At 63.8% G+C, this 24,829-nt stretch carries 24 protein-coding genes; 16 read left to right on the forward strand and 8 right to left on the reverse strand.

Going from position 1 to position 24,829, the window contains the following annotated elements; genetic code table 11:
- Both GCN75_RS26145 and imuA read right to left on the reverse strand, forming a co-directional pair.
- The coding region (locus GCN75_RS26145; protein ID WP_449768872.1) for a Y-family DNA polymerase at positions 1-397 on the reverse strand (397 nt) is incomplete at its 3' end.
- The gene (gene imuA, locus GCN75_RS26150; protein ID WP_152284990.1) at positions 327-1,037 is read right to left on the reverse strand and encodes a translesion DNA synthesis-associated protein ImuA; all 711 of its coding nucleotides are present in this window, start codon (positions 1,035-1,037) and stop codon (positions 327-329) included. The genes imuA and GCN75_RS26145, both read right to left, overlap by 71 nt.
- Positions 1,038-1,242: 205 nt before the next feature.
- Between imuA and GCN75_RS26155 the strand changes: the two genes are divergently transcribed.
- Complete coding sequence (locus tag GCN75_RS26155) at positions 1,243-2,508, forward strand: putative Na+/H+ antiporter (protein ID WP_152284969.1); 1,266 nt, start codon at positions 1,243-1,245, stop codon at positions 2,506-2,508.
- Between the two features lie 58 nt (positions 2,509-2,566).
- Here the strand turns inward: GCN75_RS26155 and GCN75_RS26160 are convergent, their stop codons facing one another.
- The 3 genes from GCN75_RS26160 to GCN75_RS26170 form a co-directional block, all read right to left on the reverse strand.
- The gene (locus GCN75_RS26160) at positions 2,567-4,606 is read right to left on the reverse strand and encodes a GNAT family N-acetyltransferase (protein WP_152284970.1); all 2,040 of its coding nucleotides are present in this window, start codon (positions 4,604-4,606) and stop codon (positions 2,567-2,569) included.
- 83 nt (positions 4,607-4,689) lie between these two features.
- Complete coding sequence (locus GCN75_RS26165) at positions 4,690-5,904, reverse strand: MFS transporter (protein WP_152284971.1); 1,215 nt, start codon at positions 5,902-5,904, stop codon at positions 4,690-4,692.
- 324 nt (positions 5,905-6,228) lie between these two features.
- Complete coding sequence (locus GCN75_RS26170; RefSeq protein WP_319633308.1) at positions 6,229-7,470, reverse strand: extracellular catalytic domain type 1 short-chain-length polyhydroxyalkanoate depolymerase; 1,242 nt, start codon at positions 7,468-7,470, stop codon at positions 6,229-6,231.
- Positions 7,471-7,655: 185 nt separating this feature from the next.
- On the opposite strand from GCN75_RS26170, the gene GCN75_RS26175 reads away from it, so the two are divergent.
- Complete coding sequence (locus tag GCN75_RS26175; protein WP_152284972.1) at positions 7,656-8,246, forward strand: PRC-barrel domain-containing protein; 591 nt, start codon at positions 7,656-7,658, stop codon at positions 8,244-8,246.
- A 212-nt stretch (positions 8,247-8,458) separates the two neighbouring features.
- Here the strand turns inward: GCN75_RS26175 and hrpA are convergent, their stop codons facing one another.
- Positions 8,459-12,709, reverse strand: coding sequence for an ATP-dependent RNA helicase HrpA (hrpA, locus tag GCN75_RS26180; protein ID WP_152284973.1), 4,251 nt, complete (start codon positions 12,707-12,709; stop codon positions 8,459-8,461).
- A gap of 56 nt (positions 12,710-12,765) precedes the next feature.
- On the opposite strand from hrpA, the gene argA reads away from it, so the two are divergent.
- The gene (gene argA, locus GCN75_RS26185; protein ID WP_046685875.1) at positions 12,766-14,076 is read left to right on the forward strand and encodes an amino-acid N-acetyltransferase; all 1,311 of its coding nucleotides are present in this window, start codon (positions 12,766-12,768) and stop codon (positions 14,074-14,076) included.
- Positions 14,077-14,123: 47 nt separating this feature from the next.
- Here the strand turns inward: argA and kdsA are convergent, their stop codons facing one another.
- The gene (gene kdsA / locus GCN75_RS26190) at positions 14,124-14,969 is read right to left on the reverse strand and encodes a 3-deoxy-8-phosphooctulonate synthase (protein ID WP_034750794.1); all 846 of its coding nucleotides are present in this window, start codon (positions 14,967-14,969) and stop codon (positions 14,124-14,126) included.
- Positions 14,970-15,188: 219 nt separating this feature from the next.
- Between kdsA and GCN75_RS26195 the strand changes: the two genes are divergently transcribed.
- The gene (locus tag GCN75_RS26195; protein ID WP_034750797.1) at positions 15,189-15,461 is read left to right on the forward strand and encodes an oxidative damage protection protein; all 273 of its coding nucleotides are present in this window, start codon (positions 15,189-15,191) and stop codon (positions 15,459-15,461) included.
- Between the two features lie 20 nt (positions 15,462-15,481).
- Positions 15,482-16,171: a DUF6622 family protein gene (locus tag GCN75_RS26200; RefSeq protein ID WP_319633309.1), complete on the forward strand. Its 690-nt coding sequence runs from the start codon at positions 15,482-15,484 to the stop codon at positions 16,169-16,171.
- 32 nt (positions 16,172-16,203) lie between these two features.
- Here the strand turns inward: GCN75_RS26200 and rpiA are convergent, their stop codons facing one another.
- Positions 16,204-16,881, reverse strand: a complete 678-nt coding sequence (gene rpiA, locus GCN75_RS26205; protein WP_152284975.1) for a ribose-5-phosphate isomerase RpiA — start codon at positions 16,879-16,881, stop codon at positions 16,204-16,206.
- 206 nt (positions 16,882-17,087) lie between these two features.
- On the opposite strand from rpiA, the gene GCN75_RS26210 reads away from it, so the two are divergent.
- The 11 genes from GCN75_RS26210 (at position 17,088) to GCN75_RS26255 (ending at position 24,826) form a co-directional block, all read left to right on the forward strand.
- Positions 17,088-17,456, forward strand: coding sequence for a response regulator (locus GCN75_RS26210; RefSeq protein ID WP_152284976.1), 369 nt, complete (start codon positions 17,088-17,090; stop codon positions 17,454-17,456).
- Between the two features lie 2 nt (positions 17,457-17,458).
- Positions 17,459-18,085 (forward strand): chemotaxis protein CheC, encoded by a 627-nt coding sequence (locus tag GCN75_RS26215; RefSeq protein ID WP_034786994.1) that lies wholly within the window; start codon positions 17,459-17,461, stop codon positions 18,083-18,085.
- Between the two features lie 5 nt (positions 18,086-18,090).
- Positions 18,091-19,062 (forward strand): GGDEF domain-containing protein, encoded by a 972-nt coding sequence (locus GCN75_RS26220; protein ID WP_152284977.1) that lies wholly within the window; start codon positions 18,091-18,093, stop codon positions 19,060-19,062.
- Positions 19,063-19,212: 150 nt separating this feature from the next.
- Complete coding sequence (locus GCN75_RS26225) at positions 19,213-20,880, forward strand: sensor histidine kinase (protein ID WP_152284978.1); 1,668 nt, start codon at positions 19,213-19,215, stop codon at positions 20,878-20,880.
- Complete coding sequence (locus tag GCN75_RS26230; protein ID WP_226941577.1) at positions 20,877-21,578, forward strand: response regulator; 702 nt, start codon at positions 20,877-20,879, stop codon at positions 21,576-21,578. Before GCN75_RS26225 ends, GCN75_RS26230 begins: the two co-directional genes overlap by 4 nt.
- 261 nt (positions 21,579-21,839) lie before the next feature.
- On the forward strand, positions 21,840-21,986 hold the full coding sequence (locus GCN75_RS29380; RefSeq protein WP_158300249.1) for a hypothetical protein: 147 nt from the start codon (positions 21,840-21,842) through the stop codon (positions 21,984-21,986).
- 83 nt (positions 21,987-22,069) lie between these two features.
- On the forward strand, positions 22,070-22,243 hold the full coding sequence (locus GCN75_RS26235; RefSeq protein WP_102296553.1) for a Flp family type IVb pilin: 174 nt from the start codon (positions 22,070-22,072) through the stop codon (positions 22,241-22,243).
- A 95-nt stretch (positions 22,244-22,338) separates the two neighbouring features.
- Complete coding sequence (locus tag GCN75_RS26240) at positions 22,339-22,512, forward strand: Flp family type IVb pilin (RefSeq protein WP_152284979.1); 174 nt, start codon at positions 22,339-22,341, stop codon at positions 22,510-22,512.
- A complete protein-coding gene (locus GCN75_RS26245) occupies positions 22,509-23,579 on the forward strand; it encodes a phosphatase PAP2 family protein (RefSeq protein ID WP_152284980.1) in 1,071 nt (356 codons plus the stop codon). Before GCN75_RS26240 ends, GCN75_RS26245 begins: the two co-directional genes overlap by 4 nt.
- Complete coding sequence (locus tag GCN75_RS26250) at positions 23,576-24,163, forward strand: prepilin peptidase (protein WP_226941578.1); 588 nt, start codon at positions 23,576-23,578, stop codon at positions 24,161-24,163. Before GCN75_RS26245 ends, GCN75_RS26250 begins: the two co-directional genes overlap by 4 nt.
- Positions 24,164-24,205: 42 nt before the next feature.
- The gene (locus GCN75_RS26255; protein WP_193317665.1) at positions 24,206-24,826 is read left to right on the forward strand and encodes a methyltransferase family protein; all 621 of its coding nucleotides are present in this window, start codon (positions 24,206-24,208) and stop codon (positions 24,824-24,826) included.
- Positions 24,827-24,829: the final 3 nt, after the last annotated feature.

Consider the following 24,829-nt stretch of genomic DNA (forward strand, 5'->3'; position numbering starts at 1 on the left):
GCTGGGCCGTGTAGCCCAGCGCGCGCAGGCTGGCCGCAATCTGCCGGCACAGGGCGCGCACGCCGCCGAACAGGCGCAGGCTGGCGCCCGCATCGACCAGCAGGGTCGCTTCTTCCGCCTGCGCCACCAGCGGCGAGTATTGCAGCAGCGCCAGCGCCACCGCTTGCAGGGCCTGCGCTTCCAGCTCGGGCGAGCGTTCGTGCAGGCGCGCCTGCGGCGCCAGCATCAGCGCACCCGCGCGGCGCATGCCGGGCCGGATGCCGGCCGCCCGCGCCAGCGGCGACACGGCCATCACTTGCTCCTGCTCCAGCACCACGCCCAGGTGGTCAGCCGACCAGCGCGGGCAAAATACTTCGAGCGGGAGCCGGGGCAGGCACAGGCCGATCCAGAGTCGCATGACGCAGCAATAATGAAGGAGGTTGCAGGGGCAGGAACAGCGGCGCATCGCGCTGCGGTCCCCGGCGCTTGATGAAGCCGATCTCGATGCCGCCGGCGGCCGGGCGCACGGACAGGCGCAGCGGTGCCGGCGACGCATCCTGTGCGCCGTGCAAGGGGCGCAGCATGCAGAACACGGTGTTGCCGCTTTGTGCCGCCAGGTGCAGGCGGCGCAGGCTGTCGGCGCGCACGTGCGATTGCCAGAACAGCAAGGCGCCGCAACTGCCGCTGCGCAAGATATTTTCTGCCGCCCACAAGGCATCCTTGCTGCCGGCGCTCTTGAGCCACAGCAGCTGCGATGGCGCCAGCCCCTGCGCGGCCAGGGCCAGCGCCTGCGGCGGATGGGGCGGCTGCAGCAGCACGATGGGCAAGCCCGGCAACTGCGCCAGCGCGGGCGCCAGCAGCCGCAATTCGCCGCTGCCCGGCTGCTGCACCAGCAGATCGATGAGGCTGCCGCAGGGCCAGCCACCGCCGGGCAGCTGCGCGGACAGGGCGGCAAAGCCCGTGTCCAGGCAGCGCGTGGCGCCCTGCCCCAGCTGCGATGCGCGCCACAGGGACGGGTGCAAGGCTTCCGGCGAGGCCATCAATTGGGAATATTGCATCATGACTCATCAAGATAAATACTGTATGCATATACAGTACTATCTGACCCTGCTTTTGGCAAGGCATATCTGCGTAGTGCCACCCGCAGGCCGTCCCGTCACGTCCGAAAAACACCGTTTTTCACATCGATTGCTGTACCATAAGCACTCTCCTTACCGCTCGGCAATGCACCGGGCGGCTTCCTCCGTCCATAAGGAAACTCATTTGACCACCATCCAAATCATCAGCGCCATCGTCTTCGGCCTTGCGCTCATACACACCTTCGCCGCGAAGTCGTTTGAAACATTGGCGAGCCGCCATCCGCGCCATGCGGGCCTGCTGCATTTGCTGGGCGAAGTGGAAGTCGTGTTCGGCTTCTGGGCCTTTATTCTGATCATCGTCATGGCCTTTGTCTCGGGCGGCGATGCGGCCATCGAGTACGCCGAGTCGCGCCAGTACACGGAACCGCTGTTCGTCTTTGTCGTCATGGTGGTGGCCGCCTCGCGCCCCGTGCTCGACGCCGTGCAGCGCCTGCTCAAAGGGGTGGCGCGCGTGATGCCGCTGCGCACGGAACTGGCCCTCGTCTGGCTAGGCCTGGCACTGGTGCCCCTGACGGGCTCGATGATCACGGAGCCGGCCGCCATGACCCTGGCCGCGCTGATGCTGGCGCCGCAAATCTTTCGCCAGGGCATCCCTGAATGGCTGAAATATGGCGCCTTGGGCGTACTGTTCGTCAACGTTTCCATCGGCGGCACCCTGACTTCGTACGCGGCGCCGCCCGTGCTGATGGTGGCCACCACGTGGAACTGGGACAGCGCCTACATGGCCAGCCATTTCGGCTGGAAAGCCGCCATCGCCGTGCTGGTCAACGCCACGGGCGTGAGCATCCTGCTGCGCAAATATCTGCACAGCAATACGTCCGACATCAAGCCGAAAGTGGGCGACGTGGAAGCGCCGAAAGTGCCGCTGGCCGTCAGCCTCGTGCACATGATCGTGCTGGCCGGCGTGGTGGCCCTGGCGCACCATCCCGTGCTGTTCGTCGGCCTGTTCCTGTTCTTCCTCGGTTTCGTGCAGGCGTACGAGCGCTATCAAAGCCCCCTGATCCTGAAAGAGGGCTTGCTGGTCGGCTTCTTCCTGGGCGGCCTGGTGGTGCTGGGCGGCATGCAGCAATGGTGGTTGCAGCCCATCGTCTCCAGCCTGAAGCCGCTGGCCCTGTTCTTCGGCGCGCTGGGCTTGACGGCGATTACGGACAATGCGGCCCTCACTTACCTGGGCTCGCTGATCGTCGGCATGACGGACGAAGCGAAGTACATGCTGGTAGCCGGTGCCGTGGCCGGCGGCGGCCTGACCGTCATCGCCAACGCGCCGAATCCGGCCGGCGTGGCCCTGCTGCGCCGCGGCTTCAAGGATGAGTCGATCGGCGCCGTCGGCCTGCTGGCGGGCGCCCTGCTGCCGACGGCCGTGGCGGCCCTGGCCTTCCTGGCCCTGTAGGCTTGCGCACGGGGCGGCTGCCGGCCGCCCCTGCTACCCTCGTCCCTCCTCTGTTTCCTTAGTTGCCCTCATACACGAGGAAGTGCAGCCGGTCGTAAAACAGGCTGTAGGCATAGTCGAACGTGCCCACGCTGCGAAAACCCTTGTGCAGATACACTTGCAGCGCTTCGCTCTTTTCCCATACCGTCAAGGTGATGCGCGCACAGCCCTTGCGGCTGGCCAGGTCGCGGATTTCATGGAACATTTGCCGGAACAAGCCCTGCCCCCGGTATTTCTCGTCGATGGCCAGGCTGCTGACGAAACAGTCGTCGGCGCGCGCATGCGCGAGCACGAAGGCGTCATACGCATCGTCGAGCGCCTTCATGTCGTCGCGGTAATACGAGACGGCGCCGCAAGCCTGGAACTCGGCCATCGTCGCGGCCGTGAAAAAGCCGATGAAGCGTTCGTCCTCGTCATGCAGGCCGTGGATGTGCGCCAGATACGGATCGATGTTCTGCCGCCGCTGCAATTCGACGAACTGCAGGTTGAGCTTATTGCCGAACGAGCAGTATTCGAGATAGCTGGTGGCAAACAGCAGCTTTGCCATGCGGTTCTTCGCCTCGTCGCCAAGCAGTTTGCCCGGCACCAGCCTGAGCGGCGCATGCGACAGCAGGCCCGCCTGGCCTTCCTCATCGGGCGCGGCCACGTCGCTGGCCATGGGCAGGCGGCTGGCATGGCGGCCCACGGTGGGGCGCCAGAAATTACCGGCGGCAATATGCTGCGAACGGTGGGCCAGCAGGTAGCGGCAAAAGACGTCATTCACGCGGTCCAGTTGGGGGTCGTCCGACAGCACCGAGTAATAGTGGAAATGGTCGATTTCCGCCCGCAGCTGGGCCGCATACGCCATGCGCGGCACTTCCTCGATATCGAACACGTCGACGATATTGACCAGGTTCAAAGGATCGTCCAGCTGCCAGTCGATTTCATCGAGCCTGGCCACGCAGCGCGCATAGGCGCGCCGCTCTTCGTCGCTCAAGGGGATGTGCATATCGGTAATGATATCGTCCAGCAAACGCATGCCGCGGATGCCGCCCGCCACCGCTTCGCGCACGCCGTCATACAGCACGCAATAGCGCTGGTAGAACTCGGCATGGCTGAGCAGGGTCACGCCCAGGTTTTTCTTCCATTCGGCATAGAACTGGCCGAACAGCCGCGCCTCGAATTGCGGGCAGGAACGGGGAATCTCGCCGTCGATGCCCGCATAGGCGAGGTTCACATTGCGCTGGATCACGCGCAGCGCCGCATCGTTCTTCTTGGCGATCAGCATGCCCGTTTCATCGAGAAACAGATTCATCCAGCTCACATGCCGGCGCGCTTCGCCGCCGCCATCCCCGTCCCCGTGCTGGAAATAGTCGGGCACTTCCGGCTTCATCAGGAAAATCGTCGCCGGGTTATGGGGGATCGTATCGACATCCATATACATGCCGCCGTATTCGCACATGATGAGGATGCGGAAATAATCGGACAGGGTGGCGAAGTAGCGCTGCGTATGCAGGGTGTCGAGCAGGTCGAAGCGGGCCGGCGCGAAGTCCAGCGCCAGCGCGCGCAGCGAGTTGATATGCAGGGTCGTGCCGCCGATGGCGTAGCGGCCTATCGTGTAGCGCCCGGCGCCGCCCGTGGGGCTGAAGCGCTCGTCGTTGCGCAGCTGCTGCGCATCCCAGGCCCACAGGATGGAGACATACGGCGCGCCGCCGTTGCAGCGCACGTCGTCGAGCGCCGCGCCCCACTGCTCGATGGCATCGCCGGCGATGGCCGGCAGCGGTCCGCCCATCCAGATGCGGTGCAGGTAGCGCTCGTCGTCGCCGAGCGCGCGCGTGGGGATGCAGCTGAGCGAGGAACAGCTAGCCGCATTGAAATGGTTGAAGTTCAGGGCGACGAAGCTGCGCAGGGCGGCGATGCCTGCCTGGTGCTCCGCGGCCAGTTGTTCCAGGTCGCTGCCGGCCGGACGGACGTCGGCCAGGGTGATGTAATCGAGTTTCAGCCGGTTGATGCGGAACTCGTATTCCAGATTGAAAATCTTTGCTTGATCGTGTTTCGAGGCCAGGTCATCTATTTTCATGAGCGCACCATTTTCCGCAGGAGAGTGTCAATAAGCTTCACAGGGGGGAAATCCACGTCAACAACATGCGCAGCGTTGCGCCATCAGTGCCGGGCCAGCCGCACCTCGCTTTCCCGGCCCCCCGCCATGCCCCGCGTAAACAGCAGCAGACAGGCGGCGATGACCACGATGACGGGGACATTCAGCAGCGCATACGTTTCCAGCGCATAGCCGAAGCGCTGGCACAGCACGTTGTACAGCTGCAGCCAGGCGGACAGATAGATGCAGTACAGCAAGCTCATGGCGGCCGTCGTCAGTGTCATCGATTCCTTGCTGGCCGTAATCGCGCTGCGGATCAGGGCGCCGTTGAACAGGCCGAAGCCGATGGAATAGACAAACATGCAGGCCGCAAACACATCGGCGTGATGGCGGCCCGCGCCCGCGCCCAGCATGCCGGCGGCCGCGATCAGCCCGCCCAGGCGCAGCAGATAGACGAGGGGGAAATCCTGCCGCAGGCGCTGGATGGCGATGCTGCTGAGCACAAAGCCGGACAGGATCACGCATTGCAGCGCGATATACGTGGCGTAGGACGCGCCCATCTCCTGCAGCACGAAGATGGGGGAAAAGCCGATCCAGGCCGTCAGGGGCACGGTGGCCAGCCCGGCCGTGAACATGCCGAACATGAAGCGCCGATTGCTGAAAATGGCCGCGTAGCTGCGCACGATGGCGCCCAGGTCCAGCCGCGCCACCGCCGCCGGCGCGCGCGGCATGGTCTTGAACAGGCCCAGCAAGGACAGCAGCGCCAGCAGGCCGGAAAGGAAAAACACGTAGCGCCAGTCCAGCCGGCTGATGATGGCGCTGCCCAGGATGGGGCCGGCCAGGGGCGCGAGGATGGTGGTGCTCGACAGGATGCTGCTCAGCTTGACGGCCGCCATGTCGTCGAACAACTCATGGATCATGGCATAGCCGACGAAGATGAAGCAGCAGCCCATGCCCTGGATGAAACGCAGCACGAGAAATTGCTCGATCGAGGCGGCAAACGGCACGGCCAGCGTGGCCAGCAGGAACAAGGCATTGCCGGTCAGGACGAGCTTGCGCTTGCCGATGCAGTCGGCCAGCGGCCCCAGGAAAATCTGCAGGGAACTGCCGCCCAGCAGATACAGGCTCAGGGACAGGGGAACGAACTTGTTCTCCGCCTGGAACTCGCCGACGATGCCCAGCATCGCCGGCATGATCATGTCATTGGACAGATAGATATTCAGTTCAAAGACGAGAAAAAACGCAAAAAACCACAGCAACTGCTTGGACTTGATGGACATGGCGCGTTCCGTAACGTGGGTGGCTGCCGTCAGTGCATGTCGGCCGTCAGGGCATGGGACGGCCGATCAGAGTCGACACTGAAAACGTGTACCAATTGTATACCAGTTACTATTTTTATCGCCTGTTTTTGTGATTTTTAAATACCGCAACAATACCACTTACGGGAAACACGGAGTTTTATGGCATCCGGCGCCGGGCCCAAAAAAGGCCGCGCCAGCGCACCGGCGCGGCCATGCGGCGGCACGGCCGGCGATGCGGGGAAGGGAAAAGCGATGCGTACCAGTGCCTGCCTGCCGCAGTGCAGTGCAGCGCGACACGCCGTCTCAGGCGCGGCGGTGGCTGGCGAAGAAATCGAGCAGCATCTTGCTGGCGTCGGGTTTGGCCTTGTCGTTGAACGGCAGGCTGGCGTCGCCGCCGCTCCACGCATGCTCGAGGTGCTCGACCTGCGCCACGCGCAGCAGCACCTGCTTGCCCACCTGATAATCGTGCAAGGCGTACGCATGGGCCGGATTGCGTCCGCCCGCCGCGCCGCCGGGCAGGCGCTGTGCCGTCACCACGGTATCGGCTGGCAGGCGGTTCACGCGCACGCACTGGCGCACCAGTTGCGTCTGGTTGATGGGCCGCACCACCTTGTCGGCCTGCCCTTGCAGCAGGATGGCGGGCAGGCGGGGAAACGCGGGCTGGCGCGCCAGCACTTCATCGATGGCCGCATCGGCACGGGCCGCGGCGCCGTGCTGCATCACCTGCAGCGCGCCGATCAGATTATGGCCGGCACCAAACACGGGGCCGGAATGCAGGCCCAGCGCGGCGAACAGATGGGGATGGTTCAGGGCCACGATATGGGCCATGCCGGCGCCGGCGGAAATGCCGCAGATATAGATGCGCGCCCGGTCGATCGCGTACCGGGCCGCCACCTGCTCGATGGCGCCGACGATCAGGCGCACGTCGCCGCCGCCGTCCTGCGTCAGCTTGTCGTACCACTTCCAGCAGCGGCGCGCATGCGAACGCAGCGATTGCTGCGGATACAGCACGGCATAGCCCTTGCGTTCGGCCAGGCGGTTCATGCGCGTGCCTTCGGCAAACTGCGTGGCGCTCTGTTCGCAGCCGTGCAGCATCACCAGCAGCGGCCGGCCCCGGCTGCGCATGGCGGCGCTCGGCGCCTTGTCGGGCAGGTACAGGAAATACGGCAGGCGCCGGCCCGGCAGCTGCCCCAGTTCCGGCAACGGCGCATAGTGGGCCGCCAGCCACTTGCCGGGCGGGGGCGCCAAGCGCTTGCGCGCACGCGGGGGCGACAGGGGCGTGGCGAAGGGCGCCAGCGAGGACAGCGCGTCGCCAGCAAGCCTGGCGCGCGGCTTGACCACGGTCTTGGCCGCCGTCTTTCTGCGGGGTTGAGCCTTGGGCTTGGCCGGCACGGGGCCGAACAGCACCTTGGCCAGCTTGGTCGCCGTGCGCTGTTGCGCCTTACCGGCGCGCAAGAGCCCGCGCAGCCATTTCGTGGCGGGCTTCACCATGGCAAGTGGCGCGCGCGTGGTTGTGGAGCGTACCGCCAGTTCATCCCTGTGCATCGTTGCATCGTCAGCATGTGCGGCCTCCTCCGTAGAATGCATAGAGTACCGCACTTGGCTGGCAACACCGTACGTTTGCACGCTTATAAAAGTGCCGCTGGCACCATTGAGGCAGATCAAATGCGACCTTGGGCGCCTGCGTAATCTGGGTGCTCGATCAGCACTTCACGACAGGAGAGAACACCATGAGCTATCTGGACCGCGACATCTTGGGCATATACCGCAACCACGACGGCCCGGGGCCGGCCCTGATGGGGGCCGACACCCTGATCGGCGACGATGTCTACAATCACAGCGACGAGGAACTGGGCGACATCAAGGAAATCATGCTCGACATGCGCACCGGCCAGATCGCCTATGCCGTACTGTCCTTCGGCGGCCTCCTGGGCATGGGCGACAAGCTGTTTGCCGTGCCCTGGGAACGCCTGACCCTGGACCCCGTCAACAAGCGTTTTTTACTCAACGTGGAAAAAAACCAGCTGAAAGACGCACCGGGCTTCGACAAGAACAACTGGCCCGACATGGGCAGCGACGCGTGGAACCAGCAGATGGAAGCCTTCTATGGCAGCGGCATGCGCTACGGCAGCGGCGCCATGGCGGGCAGCCGCATGCAGCCGGGCAGCGACCTGCGGGGCGGCGCCAGCCTGCAATCGGGCAGTGAAGGCAGCATGTCGGGCGGCTCCATGAGCGGCAGCCGCGCCGGTACGGGCGGCAGCCAGGGCGACCAGGGCTCGCGTTCGGCGCTCGGCGATGACAAGATGGATAAGCGTAGTTGACGAGAAAGGTCTTAAGTAGCGCAGAGTACGCTTCAGAATTTAGCGAACAAGCGACTATAGCCGCCCATCGTTAGTGTCACAGTGCCTCTAGAAACCGTAGCGAGCAAGCTCAATATTGCGTTGAGTAGCGCAACCGTACTCTGTACGGGGGCGCCGAGCCGGTGAGCAACGCCGACGCAATAGTGAGCTAAGCGAGGTTTATAGAGGTACTATCAGCGCTGCATGGACTCCCATACCTTCTGCAAACGTTTGGCAGACACCGGCATCGGCGTGCGCAATTCCTGCGCAAACAGCGACACGCGCAGCTCTTCCAGCATCCAGCGGAAATCGACCAGTTTCGGGTCCGTATTCTTGCCGGCCTGGCGGTCCTTGGTCTGGCGCAAGTATGGTGCGGCGGCCGATTGCCATTCGGCCATCAACTTGGTGTCGCGCGCGGGGTCGGCGCGCAGTTTTTCCAGGCGCACATTGATCGCCTTCAGGTAGCGGGGGAAATGCGCCAGTTGCGTGTACTCGTTTTCCGTCAGGAAGCGCTTATGCACGAGCCCCTGCAGCTGCGACTGGATATCGGTGGCCGCCGCTGCGGGGATATTCTGCAGGCGCTTGGGCAAGCCGTGGAACTCCGTCAGCACTTGCGACAGCAGGCGGGCGATTTCATTGACCAGCAACACCAGGCGCGATTTGCCCTCCGCCTGGCGCTTGGCAAACGAGGCGGCGTCCAGCGGCAGCGGATCTTGCAGGCAAGCGATGTCGAGCGCCTTGTTGATGATTTGCTCGCGCAATTCTTCCTGCGACCCCAGAGCCATGAATTGCATGCCCATCTGCTGCAAGCCGGGGATGCTTTTCTCGACGTACTTGATCTGCTCCTTCATTTGCAGCGCGAACAGGCGGCGCAAACCGATCTTGTGCGTGCGGGCGGCCACGGTCGGGTCGTCGAACACTTCCAGGTCGCAATGCGTGCCCTTGTCGACCAGGGCGGGGAAACCGATCAGGGTCAGCTTGCCCTGCACGATTTCGAGCAATTCCGGCAATTCGCCAAAGGTCCAGCCCGTCAAACCCATGTGCTGCGAGACGGTGGCATTCGGCGACGCCGGCGCGGCAGCGGTTGCTGCGCCCTTGGCCGGCGCGCCGCCCTTGCCTGCGGCGGCAGTGGCGCCCTGCCCCTGCGCCTGCGCCTGCAGCCGCGACGCCACTTGCGCGCCCGCCACCTTGGCACCCGGCGTACCCGTGCCGGACACGCCCGACACTTCGGCCAGTTTCTGGAAGCTCTGGCGCGCCTGGCCGCCGAATTCTGCCTGCAGGGTGGCCAGGTTGCGGCCCATGTCCAGCTGGCGGCCGTGCTCGTCGATCACCTTGAAGTTCATGAAGTGATGGGCAGGCAGGGTTTCCGGCTTGAAGTCCGTCGTCAGCACGTTGATCGTGATTTGCGTGCGGATGTCCGCGATGATGGCGTCGACCAGGTCGCCGCGCCCAAACACGCCTGCTTCATGCACGCGCTCGCAGAACTTGGCCGCATAGTCAGGCAGCGGCACGCAGTGGCGGCGCAGCTTTTGCGGCAGCGATTTCAGCAGCAAATGCACTTTTTCCTTCAGCATGCCCGGTACCAGCCATTCGCAGCGCTCGCGCGGCAACTGGTTCAGCGCATACAGCGGCACGCTCAAGGTCACGCCATCGCGCACGCTGCCCGGCTCGAAATGGTAGGTGAGTCCCATTTCCAGGCCCGTCACGGACATGGTTTTCGGGAACAGATCCGTCGTCACGCCGGCCGCCTCGTGGCGCATCAGCTCTTCGCGGTTCAGGTACAGCAGCTTCGGGTTGTCGCGCGTGGCTTCCTTGTGCCATTTTTCGAAACCGGCGCCATTGCACACGTCCGCCGGCAGCAGCTTGTCGTAGAAGGCGGCGATCAATTCATCGTCGACCAGCACGTCCAGGCGGCGCGACTTGTGTTCGAGGTTTTCGATGTCCTTGATCAGTTTATGGTTGTGCGCAAAGAACGGCGCGCGCGTGTCGAAGTCGCCGCCCACGAGCGCATCGCGGATGAAAATCTCGCGCGCTTCCGGCAAGTTGAAATTGCCGTAATTGATGCGGCGCTGGCTGTACACCACCAGGCCATACAGAGTCGCCCGTTCGGACGCCGTCACCTGCGCCGAGCGCTTTTCCCAGCGCGGCTCGCCCCATGATTTCTTCAGCAGGTGCTCGCCCACCTTTTCCAGCCACTCGGGCTGGATCTGCGCCACGCAGCGCGCGTACAGGCGCGTGGTGTCGACCAGTTCGGCCGCCATGATCCACTTGCCCGGCTTTTTCAGCAGCGAGGAACCGGGCCAGATGTGGAACTTGATGCCGCGCGCGCCCAGGTAGCCCGCACCCGGCTCGTCCTCGCCCTTGAAACCGATATTGCCCAGCAAGCCGGTCAGCAAGGCCATGTGCAGGTTGTCGTAGGTGGCGGGCGCTTCGTTCAGGCGCCAGCCCTGTTCCTTGACGATGGTCAACAGCTGCGAGTGCACGTCGCGCCATTCGCGCAAGCGCATCTGCGACAGGAAATTCGTGCGGCAATTGTCTTGCAACTGGCGGTTGGTTTTCTTGTGCTCGATGGCGGATTCGAACCAGCGCCAGATTTTCAAATAGCTGAGGAATTCCGACTTTTCATCGGCAAATTTTTTGTGCGCCTCGTCGGCCGCCTGCTGGTGTTCCATCGGGCGGTCGCGCGGATCCTGCACGGACAGGGCCGAGGCGACGATCAGCACTTCCGTCAAGCACGCGTTATCGAGCGCGGCGAGGATCATGCGGCCCACGCGCGGGTCCAGCGGCAGCTTGGCCAGCTTGTTGCCCAGCGGCGTGAGCTTGTTGACTTCATCGACGGCGCCCAGTTCCTGCAGCAGCTGATAGCCGTCGGCCACGGCGCGCGCCAGCGGCGGCTCGATGAACGGGAACGTTTCCACGTCCGTCAGGTGCAGGGACTTCATGCGCAGGATGACGGCGGCCAGCGAGGAGCGCAGGATTTCCGGCTCCGTGAATTTCGGCCGCAGCAGATAATCCTGCTCTTCGTACAGGCGGATGCAGACGCCGTCGGCCACGCGGCCGCAACGTCCGGCGCGCTGGTTGGCGGCGGACTGGGCGATCGGCTCGACCTGCAGCTGCTCCACCTTGTTGCGGTAGCTGTAGCGCTTCACGCGGGCCAGGCCCGCATCGACCACATAGCGGATGCCGGGCACGGTCAGCGACGTTTCCGCCACGTTGGTGGCCAGCACGATGCGGCGCGCATTGCTGGTTTTAAAGACGCGCTCCTGCTCCTCGGCCGACAGGCGGGCGAACAGGGGCAGGATCTCCACATGCGGCGGATGGTGCTTGCGCAGCGCTTCGGCGCAGTCGCGGATTTCGCGCTCGCCCGGCAGGAACACCAGCACGTCGCCCGAGCCGATGCGGCACAGCTCTTCCACGCCATCGACGACGGCATCCATCAGGTCGCGCTTTTCACGCGCGGCAGCGGTCCTTTGCCCCGGCTTGTCGGCATTGCTGCCGGCGCCCGGCATGGCCACCTGTTCCCGTTCCACGGGACGGTAGCGCACTTCCACCTGGTACAGGCGGCCCGACACTTCGATCACGGGCGCGGGTTTTTCCGGCGTGCCGAAATGGCGCGCGAAACGTTCCGCGTCGATGGTGGCCGACGTGATGATGATCTTCAAATCCGGCCGGCGCGGCAGCAGCTGCTTCAGATAGCCGAGCAGGAAGTCGATGTTCAGGCTGCGTTCGTGCGCTTCATCGATGATGATGGTGTCGTAGTTTTTCAACAACGGGTCGGTCTGCGTCTCGGCCAGCAAGATACCGTCCGTCATCAGCTTGACGGACGCGCCCTTCGTCAACGTGTCGGCAAAGCGGACTTTAAAACCTACGGTTTCGCCCAGGGGCGTGCCCAGTTCCTGCGCGATGCGCTTGGCCGTCGACGAGGCGGCGATGCGGCGCGGCTGCGTGTGGCCGATCAGGCCCTTCTGGCCGCGTCCCAGTTCCAGGCAGATCTTCGGCAGCTGCGTCGTCTTGCCCGAGCCCGTCTCGCCCGACACGATGATGACCTGATTTTCCGTCAAGGCCTTGGCGATCTCTTCGCGCCGGCCCGAGACGGGCAAGTCTTCCGGATACGTGATCGGCGGCAGCGGATTGCGGAAGGCTTTCTCGGCTTCGCGCGCGGCACGGGCCGCGTCACGGGCTTCGCGGCTTTCGCGGCTGGCCGGCTCATGGCGGGGCGCCTGCCCCTCGCGCGGTGGACGCGGGGCCTGGGACCTGCCCTCTGTCGCGCGCTGCTGCTGTTGCTGTTTCTGCTGTTCCGCGCGCGGTGCTTGCTGCCGTTGCTGGCTCACGGGCGGGCGCTGGCGGCCCTGCGCAGGCGTGGCGGCAGGCGCGGAAACATCCCCGCTGGCGGGCACATTTGCAACGGTGGAAAGAGGGGAAGACTTATTGCTGGCTGAAGACATTGTTTTTTACAGGTATTTTAAGCGCGCACATCGCGCAGCGAATTATAATGCGCTTAATGGAAAACCCTACCCAATTCGTCCAATGGCTGCGCTCAGTCGCGCCCTACATCCACGCCTTTCGCGGCAAGACCTTCGTGGTCGCCTTCCCCGGTGAACTCGTCAGCGCCGGGGCGCTGCAGGTGCTGGCCCATGATTTGTCCCTGCTGCATGCGCTGGACATCAATGTCACCGTCGTCTACGGCTCGCGGCCCCAGGTGGCGGAACAACTGGCCTTGCGTAACGTCGAAGGCCGCTTCCACAACGGCGTGCGCATCACGGACATCGCCGCACTGGAATGCGCGAAGGAAGCCGCCGGCGAGCTGCGCCTCGATATCGAGGCCGCGTTCAGCCAGGGCTTGCCGAACACGCCCATGTCGCATGCGGCCATCCGTATCATTTCCGGCAACTTCATCACGGCGCGCCCGCTGGGCGTGATCGATGGCGTGGACTTGGAGCTGACGGGCATCACGCGCAAGGTCGATGCCGAAACCATCCACTCCATCCTCGGTTCGGACGGCCTGGTGCTGCTGTCGCCGCTGGGCTTCTCGCCCACGGGCGAGGCATTCAACCTGACCATGGAAGACGTGGCCTGCAGCGCCGCCATCGCCCTGCACGCGGACAAGCTGATTTTCATCACCGAAACACCGATGATGGAAGACGCCACGGGCGTGGAAATCCGCGAACTGTCGTCGCACCAGGCCGAAGCCGTGCTGATGGCGGGCTTCTTGCCCGATGCCACGGCGTTTTACTTGAAACATTGCGTCAAGGCATGCCACAACGGCGTCGAGCGCTCGCACATCGTGCCGTTCTCGATGGACGGTTCCGCCCTGCTGGAATTGTTTACCCATGATGGCGTGGGCACCATGATCAGCCATGAAAACCTGGAAAGCCTGCGCCAGGCCACCATCGAAGATGTGGGCGGCATCATCAAACTGATCGAACCGCTGGAAGCGGATGGCACGCTGGTGAAGCGGGGCCGCGAGCTGATCGAGCGCGAAATCGATTATTTCTCCGTCATCGAGCATGACGGCGTGATCTTCGGCTGCGCCGCCCTGTACCCGTTCCCCGCACAAAAGATGGCAGAAATGGCATGTTTGACGGTGAACCCGGAAGTGCAAGCCCAGGGCGATGGCGAGCGCATCCTGAAACACATGGAAAACCGCGCCCGTGCCGCCGGCTTGAACAAGCTGTTCGTGCTGACCACGCGCACTTCGCACTGGTTCAAGAAACGGGGCTTCGTGCCGGCCACGGTCGATGATTTGCCGAAGGACCGCCAGCATATGTATAACTGGCAACGTAAATCCCAAGTACTGATCAAGACACTGTAAAACTGAAAAAGCCCGGCATGCCGGGCTTTTTCATTACTGGAACATCATTACTTGATGTTCAGCGGGGCAAACGATTTGACCAGGTCGTCGAGCGCCTTCAGTTGCGCCAGGAACGGTTCCAGTTGGTCCAGCGGCAAGGCGCTGGGGCCGTCGCAGCGGGCGTTGTCGGGGTCGGGATGGGCTTCCAGGAACAGGCCGGCGATGCCGACGGCCAAGCCGGCGCGGGCCAGGTCCGCCACTTGCTGGCGGCGGCCGCCCGAGGCGGCGCCGCCGGGGTCGCGTTGCTGCAGCGCATGCGTGACATCGAAGATGATAGGCAGGTCGTCGCAGGTTTTTTTCATGACGCCAAAGCCCAGCATGTCGACCACCAGATTGTCGTAGCCGAGGCAGGTGCCGCGGTCGCACAGGATCAGTTGATCGTTGCCCGCTTCCTTGAATTTCTCGACGATATTGGCCATCTGGCCAGGGCTGAGGAACTGCGGCTTCTTGATGTTGATCACTTTACCGGTTTTCGCCAGGGCCACGACGAGGTCCGTCTGGCGCGCCAGAAAGGCGGGCAATTGCAGCACGTCCACCACTTCGGCCACTTGCTGAGCCTGCCATGGCTCATGCACGTCGGTAATCACGGGCACGCCGAACGCCGCTTTCACGTCCTGGAAAATGCGCATGCCTTCTTCCAGGCCCGGGCCGCGGTAGGAATGGATCGATGAACGGTTGGCCTTGTCGAAGCTGGCCTTGAACACATAGGGAATGCCCAGTTTTTGCGTCACGCGCACATATTCTTCGCAGGCGCGCATGGCAAGATCGCGCGATTCGAGCACGTTGATGCCGCCAAACAGCGCAAAGCTGCCCGTATTGCTGACATCGATGCCATGGACTTTCACTGAGGTCATAGGGATTCCATCTTGGTTAATTGCTACTACTGGGTTGGACGAGGCGCCGCCAGCGGCTGGCGCGATAAGGCATCTTACTAGCTAGGACGGTACAGATCAAATTTGATCCAGCGCAAGGGCGCGGCAAACGGCCTGTCGCCGGGCCGCGACGGCCCCGCGAGGGCTGGCGCAAAGTACCTTATAATCACGCTTTATCTCTACACTGATTCAGGAGCACAGATGGCCCGCACGATCCACTGCATCAAACTCAACAAGGAAGCCGAAGGACTGGACTTCCCGCCGTACCCGGGCGAACTGGGCAAGAAAATTTACGAATCGGTGTCGAAAGAAGCCTGGGCTGCCTGGCTCAAGCACCAGACCATGCTGGTCAATGAAAACCGTCTGAACCTGGCCGACGCGCGCGCCCGCAAATACCTGGCCACGCAGATGGAAAAGCATTTCTTCGGCGATGGCGCCGATGCGGCCATGGGCTACGTGCCCCCAACCGAGTAAGTTTTTCGCTATTCCCGCCCGTGGCCACCGCGCCGCGGGCAGCTTCCCGCCTCATCCCTTCCCGTTTCACGCCGCCTGACGCTGTTTCACGGCAGACCTTTCCCGTTTCGTCGCATCCGCCTCGCCGTCCGCGCCGCCCGCTGGCACAGTACGTCCATCGACAACCTCACACCAAGGCGGACACCATGTTGCAGCAAATCTTCAGCCACACTCCCCTCTACGTCTGGGCCATCCTGGGCTTTCTCGTGTACCGCGGCGTGCTGGCCAGCCGCGCCCGCGAAGTGACCTTGCGCAAGCTGTGCATCATTCCCCTGGTCATGCTGGCCCTGTCCCTGAGCGGCGTGCATGGCAGTTTCGGCTTGGCCGGCATGGCGCCGCTCGCCTGGGTGGCCGGCGCCCTGGCCGGCGCGGCACTGGCCTGGACCTTGGCCGATCCGCGCAAGACCGTCGCCATACCCGAGCGGGGCAGCGTGCAGCGCTCCGGCAGCTGGGTGCCCCTGGTCTTGATGATGAGCATTTTCTGCATGAAATATGCCGTGGCCGTGACCCTGTCCATCGCCCCCGCCTATGCCCAGGCGAACGGCTTCATGGTGCCCGTCTGCCTCGCCTACGGCTGCTTCAGCGGCATCTTCCTGGGCGGCCTGCTGCGCACCGTGGCCGTGTACCGCCAGGCACAAATGACAAGCGGCCCGCAAGGGGCCGCCGTCTAAAACATCTGCGCCGGCAAACGCCGGCGATCACCTCAGTACGCCAGGGTACGCACGCCTTCCGGCATGCCCAGCAGGCAAACATTGGCGCCGCGCACGGCGAACAGGCCCACGGCGATGACGCCGACGATCTGGTTGATCTGCTGTTCCAGCGCCACCGGATCGGCGATCTGCAAGCCCAGCACGTCGATGATCTCGCCGCCGTTGTCCGTGATGAACGCTTCCGTGCTGCCCGCCTTCAGGCGCAAGCGGGGCGTGCCGCCCAGCGCGGCCAGCTGGCGCGACACGGCGGCGCGCGCCATCGGCACCACTTCCACCGGCAGCGGGAAGGCGCCCAGGGTGCTCACCAGCTTGGAGCCGTCGGCGATGCAGACAAACTGTTTCGATACGGAAGCCACGATCTTTTCACGCGTCAACGCCGCGCCGCCGCCCTTGATCATGGCGCCGCTGGCCGTGATTTCATCGGCGCCGTCGATGTAGACGGCGATCGATTCGACGTCATTCAGGTCGAAGACGGGAATGCCATGGCCGGCCAGGCGCGCAGCCGTCGCCTCGGACGAGGCGACCGTGCCCTTGATGCGGTCCTTGATCTTGGCCAGCTCATCGATGAAAAAATTGGCGGTGGAACCGGTACCGACACCGATGATTTCACCGTCCACCACATAGGCTATGGCGGCGCGGGCTACGGCTTGCTTCAATTCGTCTTGGGTCATGGCATTCAAGCTAAAGTAAGGAATGGCGCTATTTTAACGGATTGCCAGCCCGGCCAACCGGCCATCATGACCGAGCATTCGATTTGATACAACAGTGAAGCGGGAAAAATTTGCCTCAGGGCAATTGCGCGGCCAATTACTCTCTATGCCCTTTAAAATATGCGAAAATGGCACGATTGACCGATATGACGTTTCAGGAATAGCAAATGAATCACAGTAAACAGGTACTTGTTGTCGATGACAGCCGGGTTTCACGTTTGATGTCGCATCAGTTCATCCTCAGCAAACATGCCGACTGGCAGGTCATTGAGGCGGCGACAGGCGAAGAAGCCCTGGAAAAAGTCAAGGCAGCCACCCCTGTCCTGATATTACTGGATGTCAACATGCCCGGCATGGGCGGCATGGCGGCGGCGGAACAATTGCGCGCGCTGTGCCCGCAAACGCACATCGTGCTCGTCACGGCGAATGTGCAAAACGCCATCCGCCAGCGCGCCAGCGAACTGGGCGTGGGCTTCATGGAAAAACCGATCACGGAAACTCGTATCCACCAGCTGATCGCATCCCTGGGATTGTGAGCATGGTCAATCTCTCCGAACTCGAAAACGATGCCCTCGTAGAGATATTCAACATCGGGGTGGGCCATGCGGCCGCCGCGATGAGCGAGATCGTCAATGAAGAAGTCACCATGTCGGTGCCTTCCATCACGTTCCTGAACCGTGCCGATGCGGCCGCCCTGCTGGGCAGCAAGAAGGATGGCGAGCGCATCTGCGGCGTCAGCCAGCATTACGACGGCGCCTTCGCCACCGAAGCCATCCTGATGTTCCCGGAAGACAAGAGCCTGGAAATCGTGCGCCTGATGGTGGGCGACGCCATGCCGCTGCAGGAACTGACGGAGATGGAACAGGAAGCGATGAGCGAGATCGGCAACATCATCCTCAATTCCTGCGTCGGCACCCTGGCCAACCTGTTCGACAGCGAACTGCATGGCTCGCTGCCCCTGTACCACGTGGGCACCAGCGCGGAAATCCTGTCCTCGTTCGGCGGCCAGGATGACGAGGCCGTCGTGCTGATGCTGCATATCGACTTCGTGCTCTCCAAGCACCAGATCCACGGCTATGTGGCGTTTGTGCTCGACCTGTCCGCCTTGCACGACCTGAAGCAGCAAGTCAGCCGCTACCTGGCCAAGGTCCTGGGACAGGCGTGACGATCATGCCGGATGCATTGCATCGACTCGCCCTGCTCGAAAGCATACTCGGTGCCGTCAACCTGGGCGCCATCGTGCTCGATGAGCAGCACCGCATCGTGCTGTGGAATAACTGGATGGCGCGCCACTCCGCATGCCCGGCCGACGCCGTGCTGGGCCAGGATTTCTTTGCCGTGTATCCGGAGCTGCGGCACAAGCGCATCGATTCGGCCATCACCCAGGCCCTGCGCGACAATTTCCAGTCGCTGCTGTCGCAAACCCTGCACAAGGCGCCGTTCGCCCTGTACACGCATGGCGCGGGCAGTGGTGCGGCAGAAGGCCAGGAACGCATGCAGCAGGCCATCGCCGTCACACCGATCAATTTACCCGGTTCGCCGCGCCATTGCCTGATCCAGATCAATGACGTCACCATCGCCGTAGGGCGCGAAAAGCTGCTGCGCGAACAGACCATGGTGCTGCGTTCGCAAACCTTTGCCGACGGCTTGACGGGCATCGCCAACCGCCGCCATTTCGACGTGGCGATCGAGAAGGAAATGCGGCGCGCCATGCGCACGGGCAGCCCCCTGTCGCTGCTGATGATCGATATCGACCATTTCAAGGATTACAACGACCACTATGGCCACCAGCAGGGCGACGGCTGCCTGATCCGCGTGGCGGCCGAGCTGGCCGCCATGCTGCAGCGCCCCACCGACCTGCTGGCCCGCTATGGCGGCGAGGAATTTGCCGCCATCCTGCCCGACACGGATGCGGCGCAGGCGCTGAGCATGGCCGAGGCCATCCGCCAGCGGGCGGCCGACCTGCGCATTCCGCATGCCAAGACGGGCAACGACGTCAAGCACATCACGGTCAGCATCGGCATCGCCACGCAGCACCCGCAGCAGCAACTGGCCATCTCCGCCCTGATCGGCGCCGCCGACCGCGCCCTGTACCTGGCCAAGCGCGCCGGACGCAACCGCGTGATGGTGCAACCGCTATAAGAAAAGCAACGTAGGGCAAAGGATTCCAGTAGACATCTTTACGGCGTGTGCGTAGACTCGTGACTAGATTGCAGCAACAATAACAAGAATTTATCTGTGGTATCTATCCCTGCGCATGGCCCTCCATGCGGGACATGGCCAGGAGCGCTTGTGAACCTCGATCCTCCCCTCAGATCCGGCTTGCCGGGTGCCGGCATGGATACGACCATGGTGAACGGCATGCGTTTGCTGCTGTCGAGCGCCACTTTGCTGACCCTGTTCATCGATCCCGAAAGCGCCGGCAAACTGAGCAGGATTACCTGGCTGATCTTTTCCGCCTACACCATGCACAGCCTGTTGCTCTACGTGCTGACCCTGCTGGGCTTCAGCCTGCCCCAGGACATCCTGCTGTACTGGCTGGACGTGGCCTGGTATGCGCTGATCGTGTTTTCCACCAGCAGCCACAACAATTTATTCTTCCTGTTTTTCTTCTTTGCCATCCTGACCTCGTCATTCCAGCGGGGCTTCGAGGAGGGTGCGCGCGTCACGCTCGCTTCGGCCGGCCTGTTCGCCGCCACCGCCCTGTTCGGCGAAACGGATGCGGAACTGTCGCGCCTGCTGCTGCGCACCACCTTCCTGCTGGCGCTCGGCTACATGATCGCCTACTGGGGCGGCTCGGCCATCACGCAGCGCAGCCACCTGGCGCTGCTGCGCGACGTCAGCCAGCTGTCCAATCCCCGCTTCGGCGTCGACCAGACCATCACCTCGGTGCTGGAAAAAACCCGCAGTTATTTCAACGGCCGCAGTTGCCTGCTGGTGATGCAGGACAAGGGCACGCGGGTCTGGTCGCTGCGCAGCGTGATTCAGACGGCAACGGGCGTCGTGCACACGAGCTCGCTCCTGAGCGACGATGCCGCCAGCCCCCTGCTTGCTTTTCCCGCCGATAAAATCGCGCTGTACAACCAGCCCGCGGGACGCTGGCTGCCGTGGAGCGGCGGCGCGCGCATGCTCGAGCCCGACAGCGGGCGCTGGCTGCGGCATGACGAGGCGGCAGGAGCCCGCCTGGCCGAGCTGCTCGAAGCGCATGCCTTCATCAGCGCGCCGCTGCCTTTGCGTAATGGCAAGGGCCGCATCTTCATCGTGTCCGCCACCAGCATGAGCAAGACGGACGCCCTGTTCCTCAGCCATATAGGCGCGCAGGCGTTTCCCGTCATTGAAAACATCGACCTGCTCGACCGCCTGGCCTCGCAGGCGGCCTCGCGCGAGCGCGAAAAGATCGCGCGCGACCTGCATGACACGGCCGTGCAGCCGTATATCGGCCTGCGCCACGGCCTGGCTGCCCTGCGCAACGAAGCCACGCCGGGCAACCCGCTGCTGCCGGAACTGGAAAAACTGATCATCATGTCGGGCCAGGTGATTACGGACCTGCGCAGCTACGCGCGCACGTTCAAGAACGGCCAGGTGCAAAGCGAGCCGGAACTGCTGGTGGCGCTGCGCCGCCAGGCCACGCAGATCCGCGAATTCTATGGCATCGACATCGCCCTGCACATCGAAGGCGACCTGCACATCAACGACCGCCTGGCGGCCGAGGTGTTCCAGATCGTCAACGAGGGCATGAGCAATATCCGCAAGCATACCTCGGCGCGCCACGGCGCCGTCAAGCTGACCTGCGTACAGGGCGCGCTGCACATCAGCATCGACAATGAGTGCGCCGCCGCACACGTGCCCGATTTCCTGCCCGACTCGCTGGCCGAGCGCGCCGCCGCCCTGGGCGGCAACGCCCGCGTCACGCACAGCATGCTGGGCAACACCTCCGTGCAGATCGAGATCCCCATATGAACGACAATCGCGCCATGCCGCACGCCAGCCATACCATCAGCGTCATGCTGGTGGACGATCACAAGACCATGCTGTGGGGCCTGGAGCGGCTGATCGGCGGCGAGCATTCGGGCATGCGGGTGGTTGCCACGGCGTCCGACGGCGCCGAGGCGCTGGAACAGGCGAAGGCGCTGCAGCCGGACGTGATCGTGCTGGACCTGGACCTGGGCGGCATCAGCTCGCTGGCCATCCTGCCCGCGCTGGCGCAGCGCGGCAGCACGCGCGTGCTGGTGCTGACGGCCAGCCACGACCAGGCCATCCTGGACCAGACGGTGCTCAAGGGCGCGCGCGGCATCGTCAGCAAGGACGCGCCCGCGGAGATGGTACTGAAAGCCATCGAAAAGGTGTACCACGGCGAGCTGTGGCTGGAACACGCGATGCTGGGACGCATGCTGACGCAACTGACCCAGCCCGGCGGCGGTTCGGCGCAAGCCGTCGCCGTCGCCAGCCTGACCCTCAAGGAAAGAAAGATCATCGCCGCGCTGGTGCACGGCAGCGGCACGCCGGCCAAGCTGCTGGCGGATCAGCTGTTCATCTCCGAACACACCTTGCGCAATCACCTGACCTCGATCTACCGCAAGCTGGGCGTGTACAACCGCCTGGAACTGTACGCCTACGCCACCAAGCACCAGCTGGGCGAATTGCCGCCCGGCGCCTGACCCCGCCCCTGTCGCGCGGCCGCCACCTGGCCGCGCACCGCCTCCCCGCCCTCCCCTGCCTGCCCCCCCTGCGGCGCCATCGGCCTGCCCCGCCACGCCCCTGCGCATCGAACTCGACCATGACAATTGTCACGAAAAAAACAAGCAGTTCCTCCTCGCAATAAAAGGATGTTCTTCTGATGTAGATCAAGTTGCCAACTTCTATAGTGGTTTTACCGAAGTGCAGATCACCGCGCGGCCCACCACGACACGGAGCACAGCATGCGCTTTGACAAGTTTCTTCCGACGGCCCTGATCACCTACTTGCAGGGCAAGGAAAAAGCTGCGTTCTACCGCTATGCACTGGTGGCGGCCCTCATGGCGGTGGTGTGCATCATCGGACTGCTGGCACTGGGCGAAAGCCCATGAGTCCGCCAAGCCGAAGCATCAGCAAGCCCAGCTGCAATACCGTTTTACCCACCGCTGTATCTTAACCACCGCTAGGAGTTGTCATGAACCTCATCAAAAACTTTATCCGCGAAGAAGATGGCGTCACTGCAATCGAGTATGGCCTGATCGCTGCCCTGATCGCCGTCGTGATCATCGCCGCCGTCACCATCGTCGGCACGCAGCTGAAAAAAACCTTCAGCACCATCGGCACCAAGCTCACCACCGCCAACGGCTGATGCGTCGCAGTCCGGGCCGGTCCAGCGCCAGCCCGGACAGTTCTCCCCGACACACTCCAGCATGCCCACCTTGACTCTGCATAGCGAGGCCCATCGTGAAATCTTTCTTCCGCCGTTTATCCGACGAGTCGGCCGTCACAGCGATCGAATACGCGCTGCTGGCGGGCCTGATAGCGGTAGTGCTGGTGATCACGATCACCGTGCTCGGCGACCAGGTCAAGCTGCTGTTTGTCTACGTCAAGGACCAAGTGGTCCTGGCCCTGTCATGAACGCCCTGCGCGCCTCGCTGCGCACCCACCGCGCCCTGCTGCTGATCGTGCTGCTGTACGCCGCAGCCGCCGCACTGCTGGCCGGCGGCCTGCCCAGCGCATCGGACATTCTCAACGTGCTGGCCGGCTTCCTCGTGGCCATCCTCACGGGCCCCATCTTCATCCTGTGCGGCTACACCATCCATGTCATGGTGATGCGGCGGCCGCACCGCCTGTGCCACTACCTGTACCACGATCTGCGCCGCTACCTGAGCAACGAGCGCCTGCTGCACGCGCTGCCGGCCATGCTGCTGATCCCCATCTTCGCCTCCAGCTTCACCGTCTTCAAGGCCGCCATCCCGCGCCTGCACCCCTACACCTGGGATGCCACCCTGTCCGCCTGGGACATGGCCCTGCACGGCGGCATGGCGCCATGGGAAAGGCTGCAGCCGCTGCTGGGCCATCCGCTGATCACGGGCCTGCTGAACTTCAGCTACCATTTCTGGTTCTTCCTGTTCTACGCCATCCTGTACTGGCTCATCCTCGATACGCGCCGCCCGCTGCTGCGCATGCAGTTCCTGCTCAGCTTTGCACTGACCTGGATCGCGCTGGGCAGCATCCTGGCCGTGCTGTTCGCCTCCGTCGGCCCCTGCTACTACGGCCACTTCCACAGCAGCGATCCGTATGCGCCGCTGATGGCCTACCTGCATGACGCCAACCAGCACGTCCCCGTCTGGGCCCTGCAGGTGCAGGACATGCTGTGGCAAGGCTATCAAAGCAAGGGCAGCAACGGCGAACTGGGCATTGCAGCCATGCCCAGCATGCACGTGGCCACGGCCATGCTGATGGCCATGATGGGCTGGAGAGTCAGCCGCGCCGCCGGGATCGCCCTGTCCGCCTTTGCCGTGATGATCATGCTCGGCTCCATCCACCTGGGCTGGCACTACGCCGTCGACGGCTATGTGGGTGCGGCCGGCGCGGCGCTGGTCTGGCACCTGGTGGGACGGCTGCTGGGCAGCCAGGTGGCGGCACCGGCCATGAACCTGGCCACGGTGCCCTGCATGAGCAAGGAAGGACTGACGTCATGAACGTCCACCTGCCCATGCTGCTGTGCCTGGCCATGCTGGCCAGCCTACTGGCCGCCGCGCTGTGGCACGACCTGCGCACGCGCCGCATCCCGAACCGGCTGGTGCTGTGGGGCACGCTGGCGGGATTGATACTCAACAGCTTCGTGCCATCGGGCGACGGCCTGTTCGACGCCTCCTTCGGCGGCCTGGGATTGCTGCAGGCGCTGGCCGGCGCCGCCGCCGGACTGGCCCTGCTGCTGCCGATGTACCTGCTGCGCGCCCTGGGCGCCGGCGACGTCAAGCTGATGGCCATGTGCGGCGCCTTCCTGGGCCCCGATGCCGTGCTCGAAGCGGCCCTGCTGACCTTCCTGGCCGGCGGCGTGCTGGCCCTGGCCGCCGCGCTGGCAGGCCAGCGCCTGCGCCAGGTACTGAAAAACACCTATCACATGATGCTGGGCGCCCTGCTGCACAGCCTTGCCGGCGGCGCCGCCACGATTGCCGAACCGCCGCCGGCCACCGGCAAGCTGGCCTACGCATTCGCCATCGCCAGCGGCACCCTGCTGCAGGTGTTCCTGCATTACACGCACCTGTGGAGCCTGCGCTGACACGCGCCGCCCCGATACCGCCACCCACGAATGGACACGACCATGGAAACCATCGCCACCCTCTTCAGCTCACGCCGCGCCAGCCTGCTCACGGGCATCGCCATGGCCTGCCTGTGGAGCGTCTTCGCCAGCGCCCACGTGCTGGCCTTCCTGCACGGCGGCGACTGGAGCTATCTGCTGTTCTGCGCCGCCGAAACCCTGGCCGCCCTGTTCTTCATCGTGCGCTCGGCCCCCGTCAGCGTCTCCACCGATGCGGGCGACTGGCTGCTGGCCATCGGCGCCACCTTCGCGCCGTTTTTCTTCTCGCCTGCCGACATGACCATCTGGCCCGGCGCCCGCTACCTGCTGGCCGTCGGCAGCCTGCTGCAGATCGCCGGCCTGCTGTCGCTGAACCGCAGCTTCGGCCTGGTGGCGGCGCAGCGCGGCATCAAGACGCGCGGCATGTACCGCGTGGTGCGCCATCCCGTGTATGCGAGCTACCTGATCTCGTCGAGCGCCTATCTGCTGACCAATGCCTCGCCCATGAACGGCGCCGTGTACATCCTGGCCATGCTGATGCTGGTGGCGCGCCTGCTGCGCGAGGAGCGCTTCCTGTCCACTGACGTGCGCTATCGCGTGTACATGCGGCAAGTGAAGTATCGCCTGCTGCCCTTCATCTTCTGACAT

This window comes from Janthinobacterium violaceinigrum (genome assembly GCF_009208555.1).
Lineage (GTDB): Bacteria > Pseudomonadota > Gammaproteobacteria > Burkholderiales > Burkholderiaceae_D > Janthinobacterium > Janthinobacterium violaceinigrum.

Coding starts and splice junctions, on each gene's coding strand:
- imuA (WP_152284990.1), bottom strand. CDS start 1,037: ATGCAATATTCCCAATTGATGGCCTCGCCGGAAGCCTTGCACCCGTCC.
- GCN75_RS26160 (WP_152284970.1), bottom strand. CDS start 4,606: ATGAAAATAGATGACCTGGCCTCGAAACACGATCAAGCAAAGATTTTC.
- GCN75_RS26165 (WP_152284971.1), bottom strand. CDS start 5,904: ATGTCCATCAAGTCCAAGCAGTTGCTGTGGTTTTTTGCGTTTTTTCTC.
- GCN75_RS26170 (WP_319633308.1), bottom strand. CDS start 7,470: ATGCACAGGGATGAACTGGCGGTACGCTCCACAACCACGCGCGCGCCA.
- GCN75_RS26175 (WP_152284972.1), top strand. CDS start 7,656: ATGAGCTATCTGGACCGCGACATCTTGGGCATATACCGCAACCACGAC.
- hrpA (WP_152284973.1), bottom strand. CDS start 12,709: ATGTCTTCAGCCAGCAATAAGTCTTCCCCTCTTTCCACCGTTGCAAAT.
- argA (WP_046685875.1), top strand. CDS start 12,766: ATGGAAAACCCTACCCAATTCGTCCAATGGCTGCGCTCAGTCGCGCCC.
- kdsA (WP_034750794.1), bottom strand. CDS start 14,969: ATGACCTCAGTGAAAGTCCATGGCATCGATGTCAGCAATACGGGCAGC.
- GCN75_RS26195 (WP_034750797.1), top strand. CDS start 15,189: ATGGCCCGCACGATCCACTGCATCAAACTCAACAAGGAAGCCGAAGGA.
- rpiA (WP_152284975.1), bottom strand. CDS start 16,881: ATGACCCAAGACGAATTGAAGCAAGCCGTAGCCCGCGCCGCCATAGCC.
- GCN75_RS26210 (WP_152284976.1), top strand. CDS start 17,088: ATGAATCACAGTAAACAGGTACTTGTTGTCGATGACAGCCGGGTTTCA.
- GCN75_RS26215 (WP_034786994.1), top strand. CDS start 17,459: ATGGTCAATCTCTCCGAACTCGAAAACGATGCCCTCGTAGAGATATTC.
- GCN75_RS26220 (WP_152284977.1), top strand. CDS start 18,091: ATGCCGGATGCATTGCATCGACTCGCCCTGCTCGAAAGCATACTCGGT.
- GCN75_RS26230 (WP_226941577.1), top strand. CDS start 20,877: ATGAACGACAATCGCGCCATGCCGCACGCCAGCCATACCATCAGCGTC.
- GCN75_RS29380 (WP_158300249.1), top strand. CDS start 21,840: ATGCGCTTTGACAAGTTTCTTCCGACGGCCCTGATCACCTACTTGCAG.
- GCN75_RS26235 (WP_102296553.1), top strand. CDS start 22,070: ATGAACCTCATCAAAAACTTTATCCGCGAAGAAGATGGCGTCACTGCA.
- GCN75_RS26245 (WP_152284980.1), top strand. CDS start 22,509: ATGAACGCCCTGCGCGCCTCGCTGCGCACCCACCGCGCCCTGCTGCTG.
- GCN75_RS26250 (WP_226941578.1), top strand. CDS start 23,576: ATGAACGTCCACCTGCCCATGCTGCTGTGCCTGGCCATGCTGGCCAGC.
- GCN75_RS26255 (WP_193317665.1), top strand. CDS start 24,206: ATGGAAACCATCGCCACCCTCTTCAGCTCACGCCGCGCCAGCCTGCTC.